Source organism: Lysinibacillus sphaericus (genome assembly GCF_005217585.1).
Classification (GTDB): domain Bacteria; phylum Bacillota; class Bacilli; order Bacillales_A; family Planococcaceae; genus Lysinibacillus; species Lysinibacillus sphaericus.
The window spans coordinates 1,034,378-1,052,341 of sequence record NZ_SZPT01000002.1 but is presented as its reverse complement, the minus strand read 5'-3'; the positions used below and the strand labels follow the sequence as shown (position 1 = coordinate 1,052,341).

Below are 17,964 nucleotides of genomic sequence, written 5' to 3'. Positions count from 1 at the left end.
TAAGTTTTTTGTAGTGTTTGGCATAGAACTTGCTCATTAAACAGAAGACATGCATTAGAGAAAGGGGCTAGTAAATGTCTATATCAAAACACTAAGGGGTGGTTTAATGGGAGCTTTGCAAAAATCACTGAAAACACGACATATTACAATGATTTCCATTGGTGGGGTAATTGGAACCGGGCTTTTTGTCGGAACCGGAAAAAACATTTTAAGTACCGGTCCAGCAGCAGTCATATCCTATGCAATTGCGTGTTTGCTCATTGTCTTAATTATGCAAATGGTTGGTGAAATGGCGGCTGGGGAAATCGCATTAGGAGAGAAGTCTGGTCAATCGGGGGAGTTAGGCTCATTTGCATCTTATGCAGGAAAGTATATTGGGCCATGGGCAGGTTTTACAGTTGGCTGGCTTTATTGGGCTAGCTGGGTATTCATTGTTGGACTAGAAGCTGCATTAATCGGGGGTATGCTGCATAACTGGTTTCCATTTATACCGATTTGGGTTGGAAGTGTAGGCATTACATTGTTAATGACCATTATTAATATTTATTCGGTGAAATCTTTCGGTGAATTTGAATATTGGCTATCATTTATTAAAGTTACGGCAATCATTATCTTTTTAGTAGTTGGAACAGCAATGATTTTCGGTATATGGCCTAATTATGAGCCTAAAGGATTAGGGATTTTAACAGCATTTGGTGGCTTTGCACCAAATGGGGTTGTTCCAATATTTACCGCAATTGTCTTTGTTATATTTTCTATTTGCGGTGCTGAAGTTGCAGCGATTGCTGCGGCAGAGTCTGAAAATCCAGCAAAAAATATTGTTCGTGCTATTCGCAATGTCGTATTCCGTCTCGGATTATTTTTTGTCGGCTCAGTAGCTATTATGGTCATGATTATCCCGTGGAATGATTCAACGTTTTTAGCAGCACCCTATGCCAATATTTTAACGATGGCTGGACTTCCAATTGCAGCTCAAATTATTCAAATCGTTATATTTATTTCATTAATTTCGGTGCTTAATTCAGCACTTTATACAAGTTCACGCATGTTACTTGAAATGTCACGTCAAGGAGATGCGCCAAAAATCTTCTCACAAATACGAAATCGCCGTGGTGCACCAGTACCAGCTATTATTGGAAGTACCTTAGTTGCATATATTTGTGCCATGCTCTATTTTATTTCCCCAGAAGTAATTTTTTATTTTTTAGGTAATTGTGTTGGAGGATTAATGATTGCTGTTTATATTTTTATCGCTATTTCACAAATACGATTTCGACGGTATTATGATCAAGTTTCGGGCGAGCCATTATCGATTAGGATGTGGTTATTTCCATACTTATCGTATGTTACGATTGGTGTTTTAACGATTGTCTATTTATGCCAAGTGTTAATTGAATCGTTGCGTACGCAGTTTTACTTAAGTACATTAGTATTGATTGTGTCAATTGTGCTATTTGTCATCATGCGAAAACTTTCAACTAAACCAGCAGAGCAATTAGAGGATAAGTTAGCTTCAGAGTAGAATATTACTACGAGGCTAAGACGAGTGTGAGGGAACTATACGATGAGATTAAATTCGCGACACGCTTACGGGAATGCAAGCCTAGCAAACAACTACGCAAGTAGTTGTTTGCTAGAGATTCCGTGGATAGGGAGCGGATTTTTTGCATTACTTCTAAAAATAATAAAATGGATTTGGAAAGGAAGCGGTTCAGATGTCAGTAACAGAACTTCATAAGGAAGAACATTTTTTTATTGTGAAAAATGGTGAAGTGATTGTCAAAAGTGATATCCAACAAGAGCTTCTTGAACAAATAAGTGAGAAATACTGTAAAGGACAAGAAACATTTGAGGTGCAAGAATATTTCGTCCATGTAGTAGAAACATCTCAAGGTACGCTGTTTACAGCTAGATCATTGAAGCAGTTTAACGATATCGATTTTATGAACCCCCTGTCACATAAGTTGTTGAACTCAATTTCTGATGGGGTGACAATTTGTGATCGTCACGGCAAAATTTTATTTCAAAATGATATTGATATTGAAATTGTTGGCATCGATTTACGGGGGAGATATGCAAAAGATGTCATTGCTGAAGGGTTAATGAGTGATTCTATTTCGATGAAAGTAATTGAATCGCAAGAAAAGGTAACGATATTGCAAACTTTCATTAACGGTAGATGTTTTTTAGTAACAGGTCAGCCTATTTTTGACGAAGATGGCAAATTACAATATGTTGTTGCCATCACACGGGATATGACACAACTCAAATTGCTTGAACAAGAAGTACAAAAATTAGAAGATCAAAATGAAAATTTTAAATACAAACTACAAGCCTTACATAATCAAGAATCGAGAAAAAGTAGTTTAATTGCCGTATCTTCCGCCATGATGCAAGTAGTCAAAAGGGTGATGCGTGTAGCGGAAGTAGATTCTACCGTGCTAATTGGTGGTGAATCGGGAGTCGGCAAAGAGGAGATTACAAAACTTATTCATGCCTATAGCAGACGAAGTCATAAGCAAATCTTAACAATCAATTGTAGTGCAATTCCAGAAACATTACTTGAATCTGAACTTTTTGGCTATGAATCAGGGGCATTTACGGGAGCTAGTAAAGGTGGAAAAGCCGGACTCTTTGAAATTGCATCAGGAGGCACGGTGTTTTTAGATGAAATTGGAGAAATGCCTTTGCAGCTCCAAGCTAAATTATTGCGAGTGCTACAAGAATCGGAGGTACAGCGCATAGGAAGTGGCAGGCCAATTGCAATCGATGTACGAATTATCGCAGCAACGAATCGAAACTTAGCGGATATGGTTAGGCAAGGTAGCTTTCGGGAGGATTTATATTATCGCTTAAACATTATCCCTATTGAAATTCCACCATTAAGACATCGTCGGCAAGATATTATTCCATTAGTTAATCATTTTTTAGCGTTGATAGGTGATAAATATGGCATTCATCGAACAATTGAGTCAACAGCTATGAAAGTGTTAGAAGCGTATGCATGGCCGGGAAATGTCAGGCAATTAAAAAATATGGTGGAACGCCTTTGCTTATTGGCTACCCAACCTGAAATTACGGCAAGTACAGTTCAACAAGAGCTTGATAGCAATCCACTAGTTATTCGACAAGTCGACAATACAGTGCAACAGCCAAATGTAAAACAACAGCTTGCAGTTCCACTTTTAGTAGGTACATTAAAAGAGCAAGTGGCAATGTTTGAAAAGCAATTGATTAAGCAAGCATTATCTGAACATCCGAGTATAAGACAAGCAGCCAAAGCGCTCGGTTGCGATCAATCTACGTTAGTAAGGAAAATACAAAAATTCCAATTGACACGGCATATCTCCTATCAAGAATAATGATGCAGTTATGCATCACTACTTGTATATTTGCATAATTAGTGCAAAAAAGCATGAAATGCTAGTGATATTTGAATAGGCGTATGTGTTTCTAACAAGATGTTTATTGCAGCGAAAAAATATCGACATTCTGAAAACTGCCAAGTCGTTCGAGGTGCTCAATAGTGAATAATGATGGACGAATTCAATAAATTAGAGAGGCATTTTTTAATAATGTCTCTTTTTTTATGGAGTTGGCATGAAAATTGCTTGTAATAAAGTGTATAAAACTTTTAATGAAAAGAGGCTGGTATTGATGACAATTCAACTAAAAGAAGAATTGAAAACTTTAGATCAAAAGCATTTTCTACATCCAACGACGTCGATTGAGCAACAGCAAACACAAGGTCCTGCTGCTATTTTTACAGAGGGGAAAGGCATCTATTTAAAAGATTTAGAGGGGAAAAGTTATATTGATGGCATGTCTTCTTTATGGAACGTAAACGTTGGACACGGTCGTGAGGAAATTGCAGAAGTTGCAAAAGAACAAATGGCTACATTAGCATTTAGCTCTTGTTTTGCTTCATTTAGTAATGAACCAGCTATTCGTTTAGCAACGAAAATAGCCTCTTTAACACCAGGAGATTTAAATACAGTATTTTTTACTTCTGGAGGATCGGAATCCAATGATACGGCGATTAAACTAGCTCGCCATTACTGGTTATTAAAGGGTCAGCCAGCGCGTCAAAAAATTATTTCACGTACACAATCCTATCATGGGGTGGCAATGGGAGCGACAAATGCGACGGGTATACAGGCATTTCGTAACTTTACTAATTCACCTGCACCTGATTTCCATTATGTTTACAATCAATCTGTTCGCGATCTTCGAGAAATGATTGAGGCACTAGGTCCAGAAACAGTAGCAGCGTTTATTTCCGAGCCGATACAAGGAGCGGGAGGAGTCAATATTCCGCCAGAAGATTATTTTAAAGAAGTACGTAAACTTTGCGATGAGTACGGCATTTTATTTATAGCGGATGAAGTAATTACCGGTTTCGGTCGTACGGGTAAATGGTTTGGCATGGAGCATTATGGCGTTGTACCAGATATGATGTCATTTGCTAAAGGGGTATCGAGTGGCTACGCACAGCTTGGAGGTGTGGTAATTTCCGAAAAAATTCATGAAACATATTGCCAGCTTTCCAAAGGGACTTTAATGCACGGTTATACGTATAGTGGTCATGCATTGGCTTGCCAAGTAGGCTTAAAAAACATTGACATTCTAGAGCGAGAAATGTTGATAGAAAACGCAGCATCTATGGGAGAAGCGATGTTGACAGGTTTTAAAGCGCTTCAAGAAAAATATAGCTTTATCGGAAATGTTCGAACAATTGGTTTGCTTGGTGCTATTGAGCTAGTTAAAAATCGTGAAACTGGCGAGCTTTTCGAGACTGCCATTAGCCCGATATTTGTTCAAGAAACGATGAAACGAGGCTTAATTTTACGAACAGTCACGTACGAGCAAGATACAGTTGTTTTTGCACCACCACTTATTTTATCGAAAGCAGAATTAAACGAAATGTTACGTATTCTAGATGAGACTTTTGAATTTGTGCGTAAAACGATTATTGCAAAAGATTAATATGTATGGCTTTAATGCGAGCTAATATGAAGAATCAGTTACTTAATCAAGGAGGGGTTTTATGACAACTATCATTAGGGAAATTCGAGAGCAATTTAATCCTGCAAAACCATCGCAATGTATTGGTCAAGTAGAGCTTTTGACAGTGGATGAGACAAAGGAAGTCGTTACAGCGGCAAATGAAGCATTTGAAGATTGGAAAAATACATCGTCAGTAGTGCGTGGGGAACTATTGCGTGTCACTGCAGACTTGTTCGAACAAAATATTGATAAAGTAGCTGAAACAGCTTCCAACGAAATGGGTAAAACCAAAAATGAAATGATTGGGGAGGTGAAACGTGGCGCTTCTATTTTGCGCTATTTTGCACAAGAAGGAATGCGGGCGACAGGTGAAGTATTGCCGTCTGCCAGTGAAGGCAAAATGTTGTACACAATGCGTGTCCCTCTTGGTGTAGTTGCAGCTATTACACCATGGAATTTCCCAGTAGCTATTCCTTTGTGGAAAATTGCGCCCGCATTAGTATACGGCAATACGGTTGTTTGGAAACCTTCTATTGAAAGCGCTTTAACGGGAAAACTTATCGGCGAGCTCTTTGAACAAGCAGGTATACCAAAGAATGTGTTAAACGTCGTACAAGGACGCGGTTCGAAAGTTGGGCAAGTTTTGCTTGAAGCACCAGAAGTGAAAGCAATAACATTTACCGGTTCAAATGGTGTTGGGCAAAGTATTTTAGATAGCGCAGGATCAACTAAGAAAAAAATTCAGCTTGAACTAGGCGGTAAAAACGCTGCCATTATATTAGCTGATGCGGACATTCATCTCGCTGCAAAGTTAACAATTGAAGGAGCAATGAAGCAAACCGGACAACGTTGTACAGCAACTAGTCGAGTTTATATTGAGGAAGCAGTTTATGATGAGGTGTTAGCATGTTTAATTGAACAAGCGAGGGAAATCAAAGTCGGCACGTCAATGGGTCCAGTTTCCTCAAAAGGTCAATATGAGAGTATTTTAGCTGCCATTGAAAAAGCAACATTAGAAGGTGCCAAACTTGTCTATGGTGGTGGACCGACGCAAGGTAAATCAGAAGGTTATTATATTGACCCGACGATTTTTACAAATGTAACACATGCTATGGGCATTGCGCGTGATGAAATTTTTGGACCAGTTCTAGCTGTGATTAAGGTAAAGGATTATGAAGAAGCAATTCGATTATCCAACGACTCTGAATTTGGATTAAGTGCTTCTATTTATACGAACAACATTCAAAAAGCTTTTGATTTTATTCAGCGTAGCGAAGTGGGGCTTGTTCAAGTGAACGACGAGACAGGTGGTGCTGAACCACAAGCGCCATTTGGCGGTATGAAAAATTCAAGTACTGGCGCACGTGAACAAGGGCAAGCAGCAAAAGAATTTTTTACAACATTTAAAACGGTGACAATCCGCACACAGGGAATGTAATGGGCTTAAAGCCCGTTACATATGGGAGACTGTTTTTTCTTATAGGTTAGTAGATTGTTATGCATATTTTCACACTATTAAACGAAAGAAGGTATCTCTATGGCACAAACTCGCTTAGCAATAGATGTTGGTGGAACGTTTACAGATGTGTTTGTTTTTAATGAAGATACAGGAGAAATATTTGTCACAAAAACTTCATCCACCCCATCAAACCCTGAACAGGGAATTTTAAATGGCGTTGAGAAGGCAGAGTTGAAAGGGCAGGATATTAAAATTTTTTCTCATGGCACGACGGTTGGTACGAATGCATTAATTGAGCGAAAGCTACCGAAAACCGCTCTAATTACGACAAAAGGATTTCGCGATGTCACAGAAATTCGTCGCGGCACAAAGGAGGATATTTGGGATACGTACAAAGATACGGCAAAGCCCTATATTCAACGCCGCGATCGTTTTGAAGTCACCGAGCGAATAGATTATGAAGGAACAGTATTGCAAGCTATCGATGAGGAAGAAATTCGGGTATTAGCAAAGAAATTGAAACGTCGCGGGACAGAATCCATTGCTATATGTTTTATCAATTCTTATGTGAATGGAGAAAACGAAGCAAAAGTGAAAAAGATTTTACTTGAGGAACTGCCAGATGTTTATATATGTACTTCAAGTGAAGTACTACCTGAAATATTCGAGCATGAACGGATGAGTACAACGATTATTAATGCGGTTCTAGGACCAATCATGAGCAATTATATTAGTAAATTAAGCAATGAAATGCAAAAAAGAGGCTATGAGGAGGAAATTTTAGTTTTACATTCTGGCGGAGGTGTCATGACGTCTAGTACAGTGCCTCGCTATGCCGCTAGATTAGCGAGCTCAGGAATTGCTGCGGGAGCAATTGCGAGCAAACATATAGCAAAGTTATGCGGTTTTGAAAATGCGATAGGCTTGGATATGGGAGGAACGAGTACAGATATTTCACTGATGTACAAAGGACAAATTCGAATTACAAAGGATTGGTCTATTGAATATGGTTATCCAATAGGATTTCCAAGTATTGAAATATTAACGATAGGTGCTGGCGGTGGTAGTTTAGCTTGGCAAGATGAAGGTGGATCATTACGAAATGGGCCGCAAAGTGCTGGTGCTATACCAGGTCCAGCCTGCTATGGTCATGGTGGTACAGAGCCAACCAACTCAGACGCTAATGTCGTTTTAGGACGTCTTGGTGTGACATTGTTAGATGGGATGATGCAATTAGATAAAAGAAAGGCACAGCAGGCTGTAACAAAAATTGCGCAAGCTTTCAATCAGACAATTGAAGAAGCTGCGAGTGCCATTATTGAAGTTGCCAATGCCAATATGAGTGATGCCGTTCGTTTAATTTCTGTACGAAGGGGCTATGACCCACGTGATTTTGCTCTTGTAGCCTTTGGTGGTGCAGGGCCACTTCATGCCGCACATTTAGCAAAAGATTTAAATATCCCGAAAGTCATTATCCCTACACATCCGGGCGTAGCAGCAGCAATGGGGTGCTTACTTGTAGATGTACGCCACGATATTTCAAAAACGTTTGTAAAAAAAGCAAATGAAGTATCAGTCGAAGAGCTCGATATTCAATATCAGGCACTACGGAAAGAGGCGAAAGCATTATTAGAAGAAGAAGGGATTTCTGAAGAAACATCGACTTTGATGAATTATATGGATCTTCGCTATAAGGGACAATGGCGTTCCTTAGCGGTTGTGGTACCAGATTACGTCACTTCCTTGGAGGAAGTATTAGCAGCATTCCACCAAGAACATGAGCGAGAATTTGCATTTTCAGATAAGGACCAGATTGTTGAGATTTACGGTTTACGTGTGACTGCAATAGGTACAGTGCCAAAACCTAATTTCCCACAATTTGAATCAACTGGCTCCTTACAAGATGCTTATAAAGAGACACGACCTGTCTATTTTGATGGGGCATATGTTGAAACAAACGTTTATTATCGCGATAAAATTCCAGTGCATGCACAATTACAAGGTCCTGCAATTGTGGATCAATTAGATACGACGACGGTCATTCCACCAGGATTTACGGCTGAAGTAGATGCTTATAAAAATATCATTATTACCGTGAACTAATACATGATAAGGGGGAAGTAATCTATGAGTACTACAGGATTGTTCCTAAATAATCAAATTAAAAATCTGGATCCAGTAACATTTGAAGTGTTGAAAAATGGCTTTGTAAATTTAGTCGATCAAATGGCTGAACAAATGCTGCGTACTTGCTATTCTTTTGTTATTTATAATCGGGATTTTAGTTGTGCATTATGTGACGCACAAGGAAATACAGTTATGCAGGGAACACAAGATATTTCGGTACATGTCGGTACTTTACATCTAACAGCGAAAGCGGTTTTAGAGGATTTTGCAAATGATATTCACCCTGGTGACGTATTTTTAGTAAATGATCCATATCGGGGGGGCACGCATTTTAGCGATGTTCGGGTTATACTACCTGTTTTCCATGACGATAAGCTGATTGCCCTGATGCAAACAAACGGTCATTGGGCAGATGTAGGTGGTTCTAATCCAGGTTCTTTTGATATTACAGCAAAGGAACATTATGGAGAGGGATTACGAATACCCCCTGTACGCATTTATAGTAAAGGTCAGTATTTAGCAGATGTTGTGAATATTATCGTGATGAATATGCGTATTCCCGAGGAACGAATTGGTGATTTACGTTCACAAGTAGAAGCGGCTAAAATTGGCGAAAAACAATTGAATGAGATGATTAACAAATATGGTATCGATACGGTTTTACTAGCATTTGAAGAGGTACAAAATTATGTAGAACGTTTGACGAGTGCAAAGATTAAAGCCTTACCGAAAGGACAATGGGAAACAGTCGATTACATTGATATGGACCCAGAGCTAGGGGATGGCTTAATACCAGTGCATGTGAAAATGACAATTCGTGAAGATGAAATTTTCTATGATTTAAGTGGGTCACACCCTGCTATAAGTTGCTTTTTAAATGCTGGATTCGGTTCGGCACTTTCTGGTATTTATGCAGGAACGAAAACATTCTTTCCGGAAATTCCGTTAAATTCAGGTTTCTATCGAGTTGTCAAAATACATTTGCCCGAAAATACTGTTGTCAATGCGCCGAGTCCCATTGCGGTATCTGGCTATTGCTCAGGTTCTTTTGAAAAGATAATGAATGCATGTTTTGAGTTATGGTCAAACATCATGCCTGAACGTGCAATTGCTTGTTCATTTAACCTAGAGTATTTGTTAATTGGTGGCTACGATCAACGACAAAATAATAATGGGTATTTTATGTGGTATGACTGGATGGCAGGAGGACATGGTGGGCGTGTGGATCGCGATGGCGCAAATACGACATCACCTGTATTTGGGGTCGGTTTAAGTGTCCAACCGTGTGAAGGGCAAGAGCGCTTGTCTCCTGTACTAACGACAAAACATGAGATTATTACAGATTCAGCAGGTCCAGGGAAATATCGCGGTGGTTGTGGTGTTGAAAAAGGTGGGTTATTAACAGATATAAACAACACCGTGATGTCATATTGTTGTGACCGTTCTCGATCCATTACGTGGGGCATTATGGGCGGCTTACCATCCATTGCACAAGGGGCTATTTTAAATCCAAATCAAGCTGGTGAGGAATTTTTGGGTACTATTTTTTCTAATGTCGCATTGAAAAAGGGAGACTCCTTTACACGTCCATCTGCTGGCGGGGGAGGATTAGGGGACCCTCTTGAGCGTGATGTCAACGCAGTTTTAGAGGATGTCATCGATGAATATGTTTCGCTTGAACGTGCGAAACTTGATTATGGCGTTGTTATCCGTGAAATTGATCGTGATATTGATGCATTTGAAATTGATATGGCAGCTACCGTGAAAGAGCGAGCGTATATTCGAAAAAATCGTCAACAATGGCTTGAAACAGACCCCTATGAAGTGGAGCGTATGTACAATACAGGTGAAATCAATCAAATGGACGTTGTACGTCGCTATGGCGTTATTATGGATTACAAAACAAATCAAGTGTTACCAATTTCCACAAAACAATATCGTACGTCCATGAAAAAACGTTCGTTAGCCTATTGGATGTAATGTTATACAACAATAAAGCAACCAAGAGAACGAAATATTTCTCTTGGTTGTTATGATTTAGGCAAAGCGATTAAGCTGAAAAAGGGATAAATCTTGCTTGCTTGTACCATTTAATATAAGTTCTGTTAATACTTCGCCAACTGCGCTACTAAATTTGAAGCCATGACCAGAAAATCCTGCAGCAATGACAATATTGCGATGATTAGGTAAAAAATCAATGATAAAGTGTTCATCAGGTGTCACAGAATATTTACATGTTTTGCCGAATGCAAGTGCACCATGCTGTGGCATAAAGCGATTGAGAAAATGTTGTAAATCAGCAGCATCCTGATTATCGAATGGACGCATTGGCTCATTAGGGTCGATAGGCTCACCACCATCATGGCGACCTAGTTTCAAGCCTGCCCCATGAATGCTTGGAAAACCGTAATAGGCAGAATCAGCAAATTCGAAACAGTAGGCGGGGAAAGTAGTGTCACGATAAAGCTGTTCGTCTGCTTCAAACCAAGCAAATGTTTTGCGTGTTGGTGTAATAGGATATGAAAGGTTCATGGTTTGGAGCAATTCCGATGCCCAAGCCCCTGCTGTGACAATGAGGTTTCTTGCCTCATATAGCCCATTTTCTGTATGTATTTGTACAATGTCTTCGGTCTTAATAGCGTGGACCTTTTCATTTGTATGTAAAATGGCACCTTGTGCTAATGCTAACTTTTTATAGGCAGCGATACAGGCTTCTACATGCAATACACCTGCAGTTGGTTCATAGCACACTACTAAATCCTCAGGCAATGCTAATCCAGGCCATTTTTCCATCGCTTCGGCGGCTGTATACTGTTCTAAAGGTAAATCGTATAGTTTCGCGCTTGTTCTAACATTTTGAAGAAAGGTATGATCTGATTGACCAACATTCATCACACCTGTTTGTAAAAATAAAGATTCACTTGTTTCCGCTTCAAGCTCTTTCCATAGTTGTCCTGCGCGTAGCACGAAAGGGACATAACTCGCTCCTTCACCGTAAGCAAAACGAATAATTCTTGTTTCGCCATGATGGCTGCCCTCTTCATGTGGTGGATCAAAAGCATCGAGCATAAGGACGTTTTTTCCTGCCTTCGCTAAATAATAACCAGCCGCCATTCCCATTGAACCAGCACCCACAATAATTACATCATAAATCATAGTCATCCCTACTTTCTTTCTCTAGTATAGCAAAAAAGAAATGAGAATTTTGCAACAACTTAAATAGGGATTATAGGAAAACACGAAAAGGCTGGGACATCACTAAAAAGAAGAGTGGTTTAAGGGACAACTCTTGCTTAGAATGCATAAACAAATGATACAACGAGCAAAAAAGTGTTAGATTGATGCAGTCAATCTAACACTTTTTCTCTACCTGTTAGCCAACAGATTATTACTGAATTAAATAAAACGAGCAATGTCTTTTAATGGTAAACGTGATGAACCATAAGCAGGTGCTGCCGCTTTCCCGATGGCAATAAGAACAACAGGGAAAATATGCTCTGGTAATTCAAAACGTTGTGCAAATTTCTCTTTATCAAATCCGCCCATTGTCACCGTATCATAACCTTTTTCTTTTGCAATCAGCATTAGTTGCATTGAGATAAGACCTGCATCAAATGTTGCAATATTTTTTCTGACTTCAAGTGGTGCAGCTGGGTAAGTACGTAGAGTATTCGTAATCATTAAATCTTTCTGTGCTTCACCCATATGCCCTTCTGCTACATTTTGCGTGTAAATTTGTTCAACTTGCTGATACATTTCGGCATTGCCTAACACTGCAATAATAGCTGAAGATGTTTCAACTTGTTCTTGGTTATTGGCAATAGCACGTAGTTCTGTTTTTACAGCTTCGTCTTGAATGACTAGGAATCTCCATGGTTGCAAGTTACTAGATGACGGAGCGCTAGTAGCCTCTTGAATAATTGCTTCAAGCTCTACTTGTGGAATTTTAAAAGCTGAATCATAGACGCGAACGGATTTACGCTCTTCCATAATTGTATATAGATTGGTTTGTGTTTTAGTTGCTGACATAATGTCCTCCTTAAAACTTACTAATGGTAAGTTGATGATTAGAATCTTACCATTAGTAAGTTTATTCGTCAAATAAAAAATATTTTGTGTGCTACAATAGAATAAGGAATTACAGACAGGAGGTTATGAGATGACACAATCAAACTGTTCACATATATGTAGTAGTTATCATCAGGCAATAGAGTTTATAGGGAAACGTTGGATGGGAATGATTATTTATACTTTGTTGCCTGGTCCAAAAAGGTATCATGAAATTCATGCCACAATACCCGGCATTTCTGATCGTTTACTAACAGAACGTTTAAATGAGCTTGTTAATGCAGGACTAATTGAAAAGAAATACATTGATTCATCGATAAAAAAGGTAGAATATGCATTAACACCAAATGGCTTAGCATTTCAGGAAGTCATAGCGTCTATTCAAAAATGGATTGATTTATGTGAATTTGAGAAAATGACAAAAGAGACAACATAAAAAGCCAAAATACCTCAAGTGCTTGAGGTGTTATGGCTTTTTTATTTGTAACTATTTGTAATGACTTTTGTTGTTTTGCCAATATCTTTATTCTTCCTATAAAGTTTGTACTTTTTTGCCTTTATATTATAGGATTCACTTAAAAGACTGTAGATACACTCTCTTTGAGTGTATCTACAGTCTCCAAACCTTACCTATTTAACATTTGGTAATACTTTATTTAACATAATGGCAACGAGCGCAGCTGTTGCTATTGGAGAGCCGAATAAATATTGTACCGTTGTAGGTAAAGCATATAAGAAATCTTTTGGTAATAGTGTTAACGCTAATGTTAAGATAACAGGAACAGCAATGACGTACATTTCTTTTTCGCCAATATGTTCATTTTTCATTACCTGTAACCCGCTAATGGCGATAATGCCACAGACGATGACAAAGACGCCACCGATCACTGCTGAAGGAATGGCAGAGATTAAGGCAGCCAATTTACCGGAAAAACCGAACAAAATAAACCAAAAACCTGCAACAATAAAGATACGACGGCTTGCAATACCTGTGATGGAAATAACCCCTGCATTTGTTGAATAGCCAGTTACCGGCGTAGAACCGAGTAATGAGGCGATGAAACAGCCAATCCCCTCACCAATTACCCCACGATTAATTTGTCTATCTGTCAATGGTTTATCAATTACATTACTTACAGCAAACCATGTACCCGTCGTTTCAGCCATTAAGACAATATAGATAATCACCATTGTTAAAATAGCTGAAAAGTTAAATGTAAAGTCGTAATCTACAAAAGGCAATTGCGGTAAGCTAAACCAATTTGCTTTTCCAACAGCCGATAAATCTAAAATACCCATAATATTTGCAGCGACACAACCGATAAGCAACGCGATAATAACGGAGGCAATACGAAATACTCGACCTTTTTGACGGAATATAGAGCCTAGCATTACGCAGCCAATTAATACGGTAGCTGAAATAAGCGCCAAGTATATGTTTTGGCTAATCGTAGCACCAGCGCCTTCAAAAATATTACTACTTAAACCAACGGGCATAAGGGATAAGCCAACGACGAAAATAATTGTACCGCCTACAATTGGGGGAATAAATGTTTTAACGATTTTGTTGAAAATACCTGTATAACCTAAAATGATGACAAAAATGGCCCCAATCAGGCTTGCACCCAGTACAGCGCTCCAACCAAGTTCGCCACTGCCACTTGCGGCATAGATACCAACTATCGCTCCTAATGGTACATACGAGGGTCCTTGTGCGATTGGAAGCTTCATGCAGAAATGGCTTTGGACAATCGTCGCAATCCCTGCTGCGATAAATGTTGATTGTATTAAAGCACTTGCTTGTCCTGATTGCATGCCTATTAACATCGCAATTAGGAAAGGTACGACATAGACGTCCATGGCCATTACATGTTGTAAACCTAGAAGAGCGGATTGACCGAATGGTACTTTGTCATCGGGTAAAACGGTTAAATGTGCGGTATTACTGTTTGCTAAATTGTTTTTTTGCGTTTCCACTAAGATGCCCACCTCAAATGTTAAGTTTATAAATAAAACGACTTAGTGACCTCCATCTGTTGCTACAGAGAAGGGGAGACCACTGTTTGCGTTAGATTATTGTGTTCTTTCGTGCACTTTAATGCCTTGCACCCATACTTCTCGAATATTTTCAGGACGTACTAGATACATGATTTTTTGGAAGATATCAACCAGTTCTTCTTTGTTATCAAAGATTGGTAGTTTAGCAGATGCTACTTTTGTATCGATTACTTGAACATCCCACGTATAGTTTTCTTGTAAGCGACCAATTGGAAGACTTAAACTTTCACCACCGCCAGCTGTTGCTAAATAGAATGCTTCGTTGATAGTAATGCGCGAATTTGGCACGCCACGTTTGTCTGCAGGAAGTGCTGTATTCACACCATCTTCCAACATTCTAGATGACATTACCGCCTGTCTTGCATTATCAAAAAGACTAGGTGAGAAGCCACCTGAAATGTCTGAGCCTAAACCAATATCTACACCTTTTGCATGGAAGCGGGCAATGGGAATAACGCTGTTAGCAAAATAAGCATTTGAAATTGGACAATGGCCGATAGCAGTACCAGTTTCAGCAAATAGTGTGGCATCTTCATCGTTTAAGAAATTACAATGTGCCATAACAGACTTATCACCTAATAGACCAAAATCATGTAAAGCGTAGGCATCATTTTTGTTGAAGCGGTCTTGCACGTACCTATGCTCCCAGTCACTTTCACTACAATGAGATTGAATATGTGTATCATACTTAGCTGCCAATTCACCTAAACCTTTTAAAGCACTATCTGTACAACTTGGAATAAAGCGAGGTGTTACAACAGGATATACGCCTTGCTTGGTAGATTTCGCTAATTCTTTAACAGCTAAAATAAACTCTTCTGTATCCGCTAATGCTGTTGCCGTATTTGCATCTCGATAAAATGCAGGGTTTTGTTCAGGGTCATCCATGACAACTTTCCCAACAAGACCACGTTGTCCTTTTGTAGCACAGATTTCAGCTAATAATAGGCTTGCTTCCTTATGTACTGTTGCAAAGTACAACGATGTTGTTGTGCCATTGGCAAGAAGGGTACTTACTAAATCTTCATAGACCTCTTTCGCAAATGCTAAGTCCGAGAACTTCGATTCGATAGGGAAGGTATAGGTGTTGAGCCAGTCATATAGGGGGATGTCTAGAGCAGTACCGGCTTGAGCCCATTGTGGTGCATGGACATGCAAATCGACAAAGCCTGGGAAGAAATACTGGCCATCAGTTAATTGGTAGAAATTTTCTTTCCCTTTATATGTATGTAGTACTGTTTGATAGTCAGGATGCTCTTGCGCAATCGTTTTTTCGATTATTCCGTCTGCGTTAATGCAAAACAGGTAGTCTTGTAAAATTTGTACTTCTTTGGAAGACTTACTTGAAAAAGCAGTTCCTTTGAAAATTTGCGTATATTTAAACATAGTTTACACCTCAATGTTCGTATTTTGATATCAGCAGGGAATATTATAGGATAATAAAACTGTAAAGTCTATAAAAAAACGAATATTTTACTTTTCACCTGATGTAGAAAGTAGTGGGAAAATGAGGCTTGGCAAATTAATAATCTTTATATAAACTGTAAATGAGAATTATTATCATAGTTTGTTGCGAGAAATTCGGAATAAATAGGTGCTATATAAGATTTTTAGGAAATGCCCAAAAGGAGGGGATTGAAAGGACATGCTTGGTAGGAAAGTAAGCCTAGTTATGGGAGTATGTGTTGGTGTTTTTTTGCTTATAGTATTACTTGTTATTAGTTTAAAAGCTAATTATTAAATAAATCGCCTAATCGACGACTCAAGTGTGAATGCTTGGGTCTTTTTTGTAAAAAGAAAAGTGTAAAACCACATCCCTTTATTATTTTGAATATTGGTAAAATTTATAAATTTAATTGCTTTATTAAGGAGCATTCAGTATCCTTTTATTAACAAAGGGGGAGAGGATGCGATGAATCGTCAACACATTGGTATTTTATTTGGGGGAGTACTATTACTAGTTGTAGCGATGGGGATTAGCCGTTTTGCTTTTACGCCCATTTTGCCGTTTATGCGGGAGGATGTTGGCTTTTCATTTGAGGTTGCAGGCTTTTTAGCATCTAGTAATTATATTGGTTATTTTATTGGGGCATTATGGGCGGGATTTATTTACCGACAGCGGAAACATTTTTTACTGTTGAGTGTGGTATTAAATGTCATTTCTGTTGTGCTTATGGGGCTAATTGAGCTCTATAGTGTTTGGCTTGTTCTACGATTAATTGCAGGGATTACAGGGGGACTTATTTTTGTTTTAACTTCTAGTATTATTATGGATTATTTAGCCAAACAAACGCTCACAAAGTGGTCAGGCTATTTATTTAGTGGTATAGGGCTTGGTATTGCCATTTCAGGTTTATTCGTACCTTTTATTGAAGCACGTTTTGCTTGGCAAGGTACTTGGATTGGCTTAGGCATTTTATCCGCACTATTTTTAGTGATTACATTTCTATTATGGAGAAATTTACAAGTACACGATAGCGTGAAAGTAACGAAAACGGCAGATGCAAAAATGTCGCGGGGTTTTATGCCTTGGCTAATTGCGGCATATGGGTTTGAGGGGCTTGGGTATATTATAACAGGTACATTTTTAGTGGATATTATTCACAACATTCCATCGCTCCAAGCATATTCCTCTTATAGTTGGGTCATTGTTGGTGTAGCGGCTATTCCATCTGCTCCAGTTTGGACAGTACTATTAGAGAAGTTTTCTGCAATAAAAATTTTATTTGTGGCTTACATACTACAAGTGCTAGGGATTTTGTTGCCGGTATTTTCACAAACAGTATGGAGTGTGCTATTGTCTTCATTTTTATTTGGTTTAACATTCGTCGGTATTGTTACGCTAACAACTGCCTATGCTAGACAGCTATTTCCAACACAAAGTGGTCCAGTCGTGTCATTGTTGACAACGTTCTATGCGTTTGGACAAATTATCGGGCCAATTATAGCTGGACAACTTGTGGTCATTTTTAGCAGCTACAAGGCAGCACTCATTTTTGCAGGCAGCATCGTATTGCTAGGGCTAATTGTAATGTTATGCGGTAAGTGGATCGTGTTAAAACAACAAGAGAAGATAGCCAATTTAAACATCCAATCTAATCATTAGTTAAGGGTGCCTGACACCCGGAATATTCTGAATTGTTTGAGTGCCTGTCACCAGAATTGTTCAAGTGTCAGGCACCTTTTTCGTTTTTTTCTAAATCAAAAAAATGTTATAATTGTGGTAAATCAATTGGAGTGATGCG

General features: G+C 38.8%; 12 protein-coding genes. 8 read left to right on the top strand and 4 right to left on the bottom strand.

What is annotated here, in order from left to right; translation table 11 throughout:
- The first annotated feature begins 106 nt into the window (after positions 1 to 106).
- The 6 genes from FC748_RS10680 (at position 107) to FC748_RS10655 (ending at position 10,573) form a co-directional block, all read left to right on the top strand.
- Positions 107 to 1,522, top strand: a complete 1,416-nt coding sequence (locus tag FC748_RS10680; RefSeq protein WP_024361413.1) for an amino acid permease — start codon at positions 107 to 109, stop codon at positions 1,520 to 1,522.
- Between the two features lie 193 nt (positions 1,523 to 1,715).
- Entirely contained in the window at positions 1,716 to 3,362 is a 1,647-nt protein-coding gene (locus FC748_RS10675; RefSeq protein WP_108029641.1) for a sigma-54 interaction domain-containing protein, read from the top strand.
- Between the two features lie 295 nt (positions 3,363 to 3,657).
- Positions 3,658 to 4,986 carry an aminotransferase family protein gene (locus FC748_RS10670; RefSeq protein ID WP_108029642.1) on the top strand — a complete coding sequence of 443 codons (1,329 nt, stop codon included), beginning with the start codon at positions 3,658 to 3,660 and terminating at the stop codon, positions 4,984 to 4,986.
- A gap of 61 nt (positions 4,987 to 5,047) precedes the next feature.
- Entirely contained in the window at positions 5,048 to 6,445 is a 1,398-nt protein-coding gene (locus FC748_RS10665) for an aldehyde dehydrogenase family protein (RefSeq protein WP_108029643.1), read from the top strand.
- Positions 6,446 to 6,544: 99 nt separating this feature from the next.
- On the top strand, positions 6,545 to 8,569 hold the full coding sequence (locus tag FC748_RS10660; protein WP_024361409.1) for a hydantoinase/oxoprolinase family protein: 2,025 nt from the start codon (positions 6,545 to 6,547) through the stop codon (positions 8,567 to 8,569).
- A gap of 24 nt (positions 8,570 to 8,593) precedes the next feature.
- Positions 8,594 to 10,573, top strand: a complete 1,980-nt coding sequence (locus FC748_RS10655; protein WP_108029644.1) for a hydantoinase B/oxoprolinase family protein — start codon at positions 8,594 to 8,596, stop codon at positions 10,571 to 10,573.
- A 57-nt stretch (positions 10,574 to 10,630) separates the two neighbouring features.
- Here FC748_RS10655 and solA read toward each other — a convergent pair whose 3' ends face one another.
- Together solA and FC748_RS10645 are read right to left on the bottom strand one after the other, a co-directional pair.
- Positions 10,631 to 11,749, bottom strand: coding sequence for an N-methyl-L-tryptophan oxidase (gene solA / locus FC748_RS10650; protein ID WP_024361407.1), 1,119 nt, complete (start codon positions 11,747 to 11,749; stop codon positions 10,631 to 10,633).
- A 240-nt stretch (positions 11,750 to 11,989) separates the two neighbouring features.
- Positions 11,990 to 12,622: a nitroreductase family protein gene (locus FC748_RS10645; RefSeq protein WP_108029645.1), complete on the bottom strand. Its 633-nt coding sequence runs from the start codon at positions 12,620 to 12,622 to the stop codon at positions 11,990 to 11,992.
- 130 nt (positions 12,623 to 12,752) lie between these two features.
- Here FC748_RS10645 and FC748_RS10640 point away from each other — a divergent pair, with 130 nt between their 5' ends.
- Positions 12,753 to 13,097, top strand: coding sequence for a winged helix-turn-helix transcriptional regulator (locus FC748_RS10640; protein ID WP_024361405.1), 345 nt, complete (start codon positions 12,753 to 12,755; stop codon positions 13,095 to 13,097).
- Between the two features lie 194 nt (positions 13,098 to 13,291).
- On the opposite strand, the gene FC748_RS10635 is transcribed toward FC748_RS10640, so the two are convergent.
- Both FC748_RS10635 and guaD read right to left on the bottom strand, forming a co-directional pair.
- Positions 13,292 to 14,638 carry a uracil-xanthine permease family protein gene (locus FC748_RS10635; RefSeq protein WP_108029646.1) on the bottom strand — a complete coding sequence of 449 codons (1,347 nt, stop codon included), beginning with the start codon at positions 14,636 to 14,638 and terminating at the stop codon, positions 13,292 to 13,294.
- A 96-nt stretch (positions 14,639 to 14,734) separates the two neighbouring features.
- A complete protein-coding gene (gene guaD, locus FC748_RS10630) occupies positions 14,735 to 16,105 on the bottom strand; it encodes a guanine deaminase (protein ID WP_108029647.1) in 1,371 nt (456 codons plus the stop codon).
- A gap of 526 nt (positions 16,106 to 16,631) precedes the next feature.
- Here guaD and FC748_RS10625 point away from each other — a divergent pair.
- Positions 16,632 to 17,825: a YbfB/YjiJ family MFS transporter gene (locus FC748_RS10625; RefSeq protein WP_025218965.1), complete on the top strand. Its 1,194-nt coding sequence runs from the start codon at positions 16,632 to 16,634 to the stop codon at positions 17,823 to 17,825.
- Positions 17,826 to 17,964 lie beyond the last annotated feature (139 nt).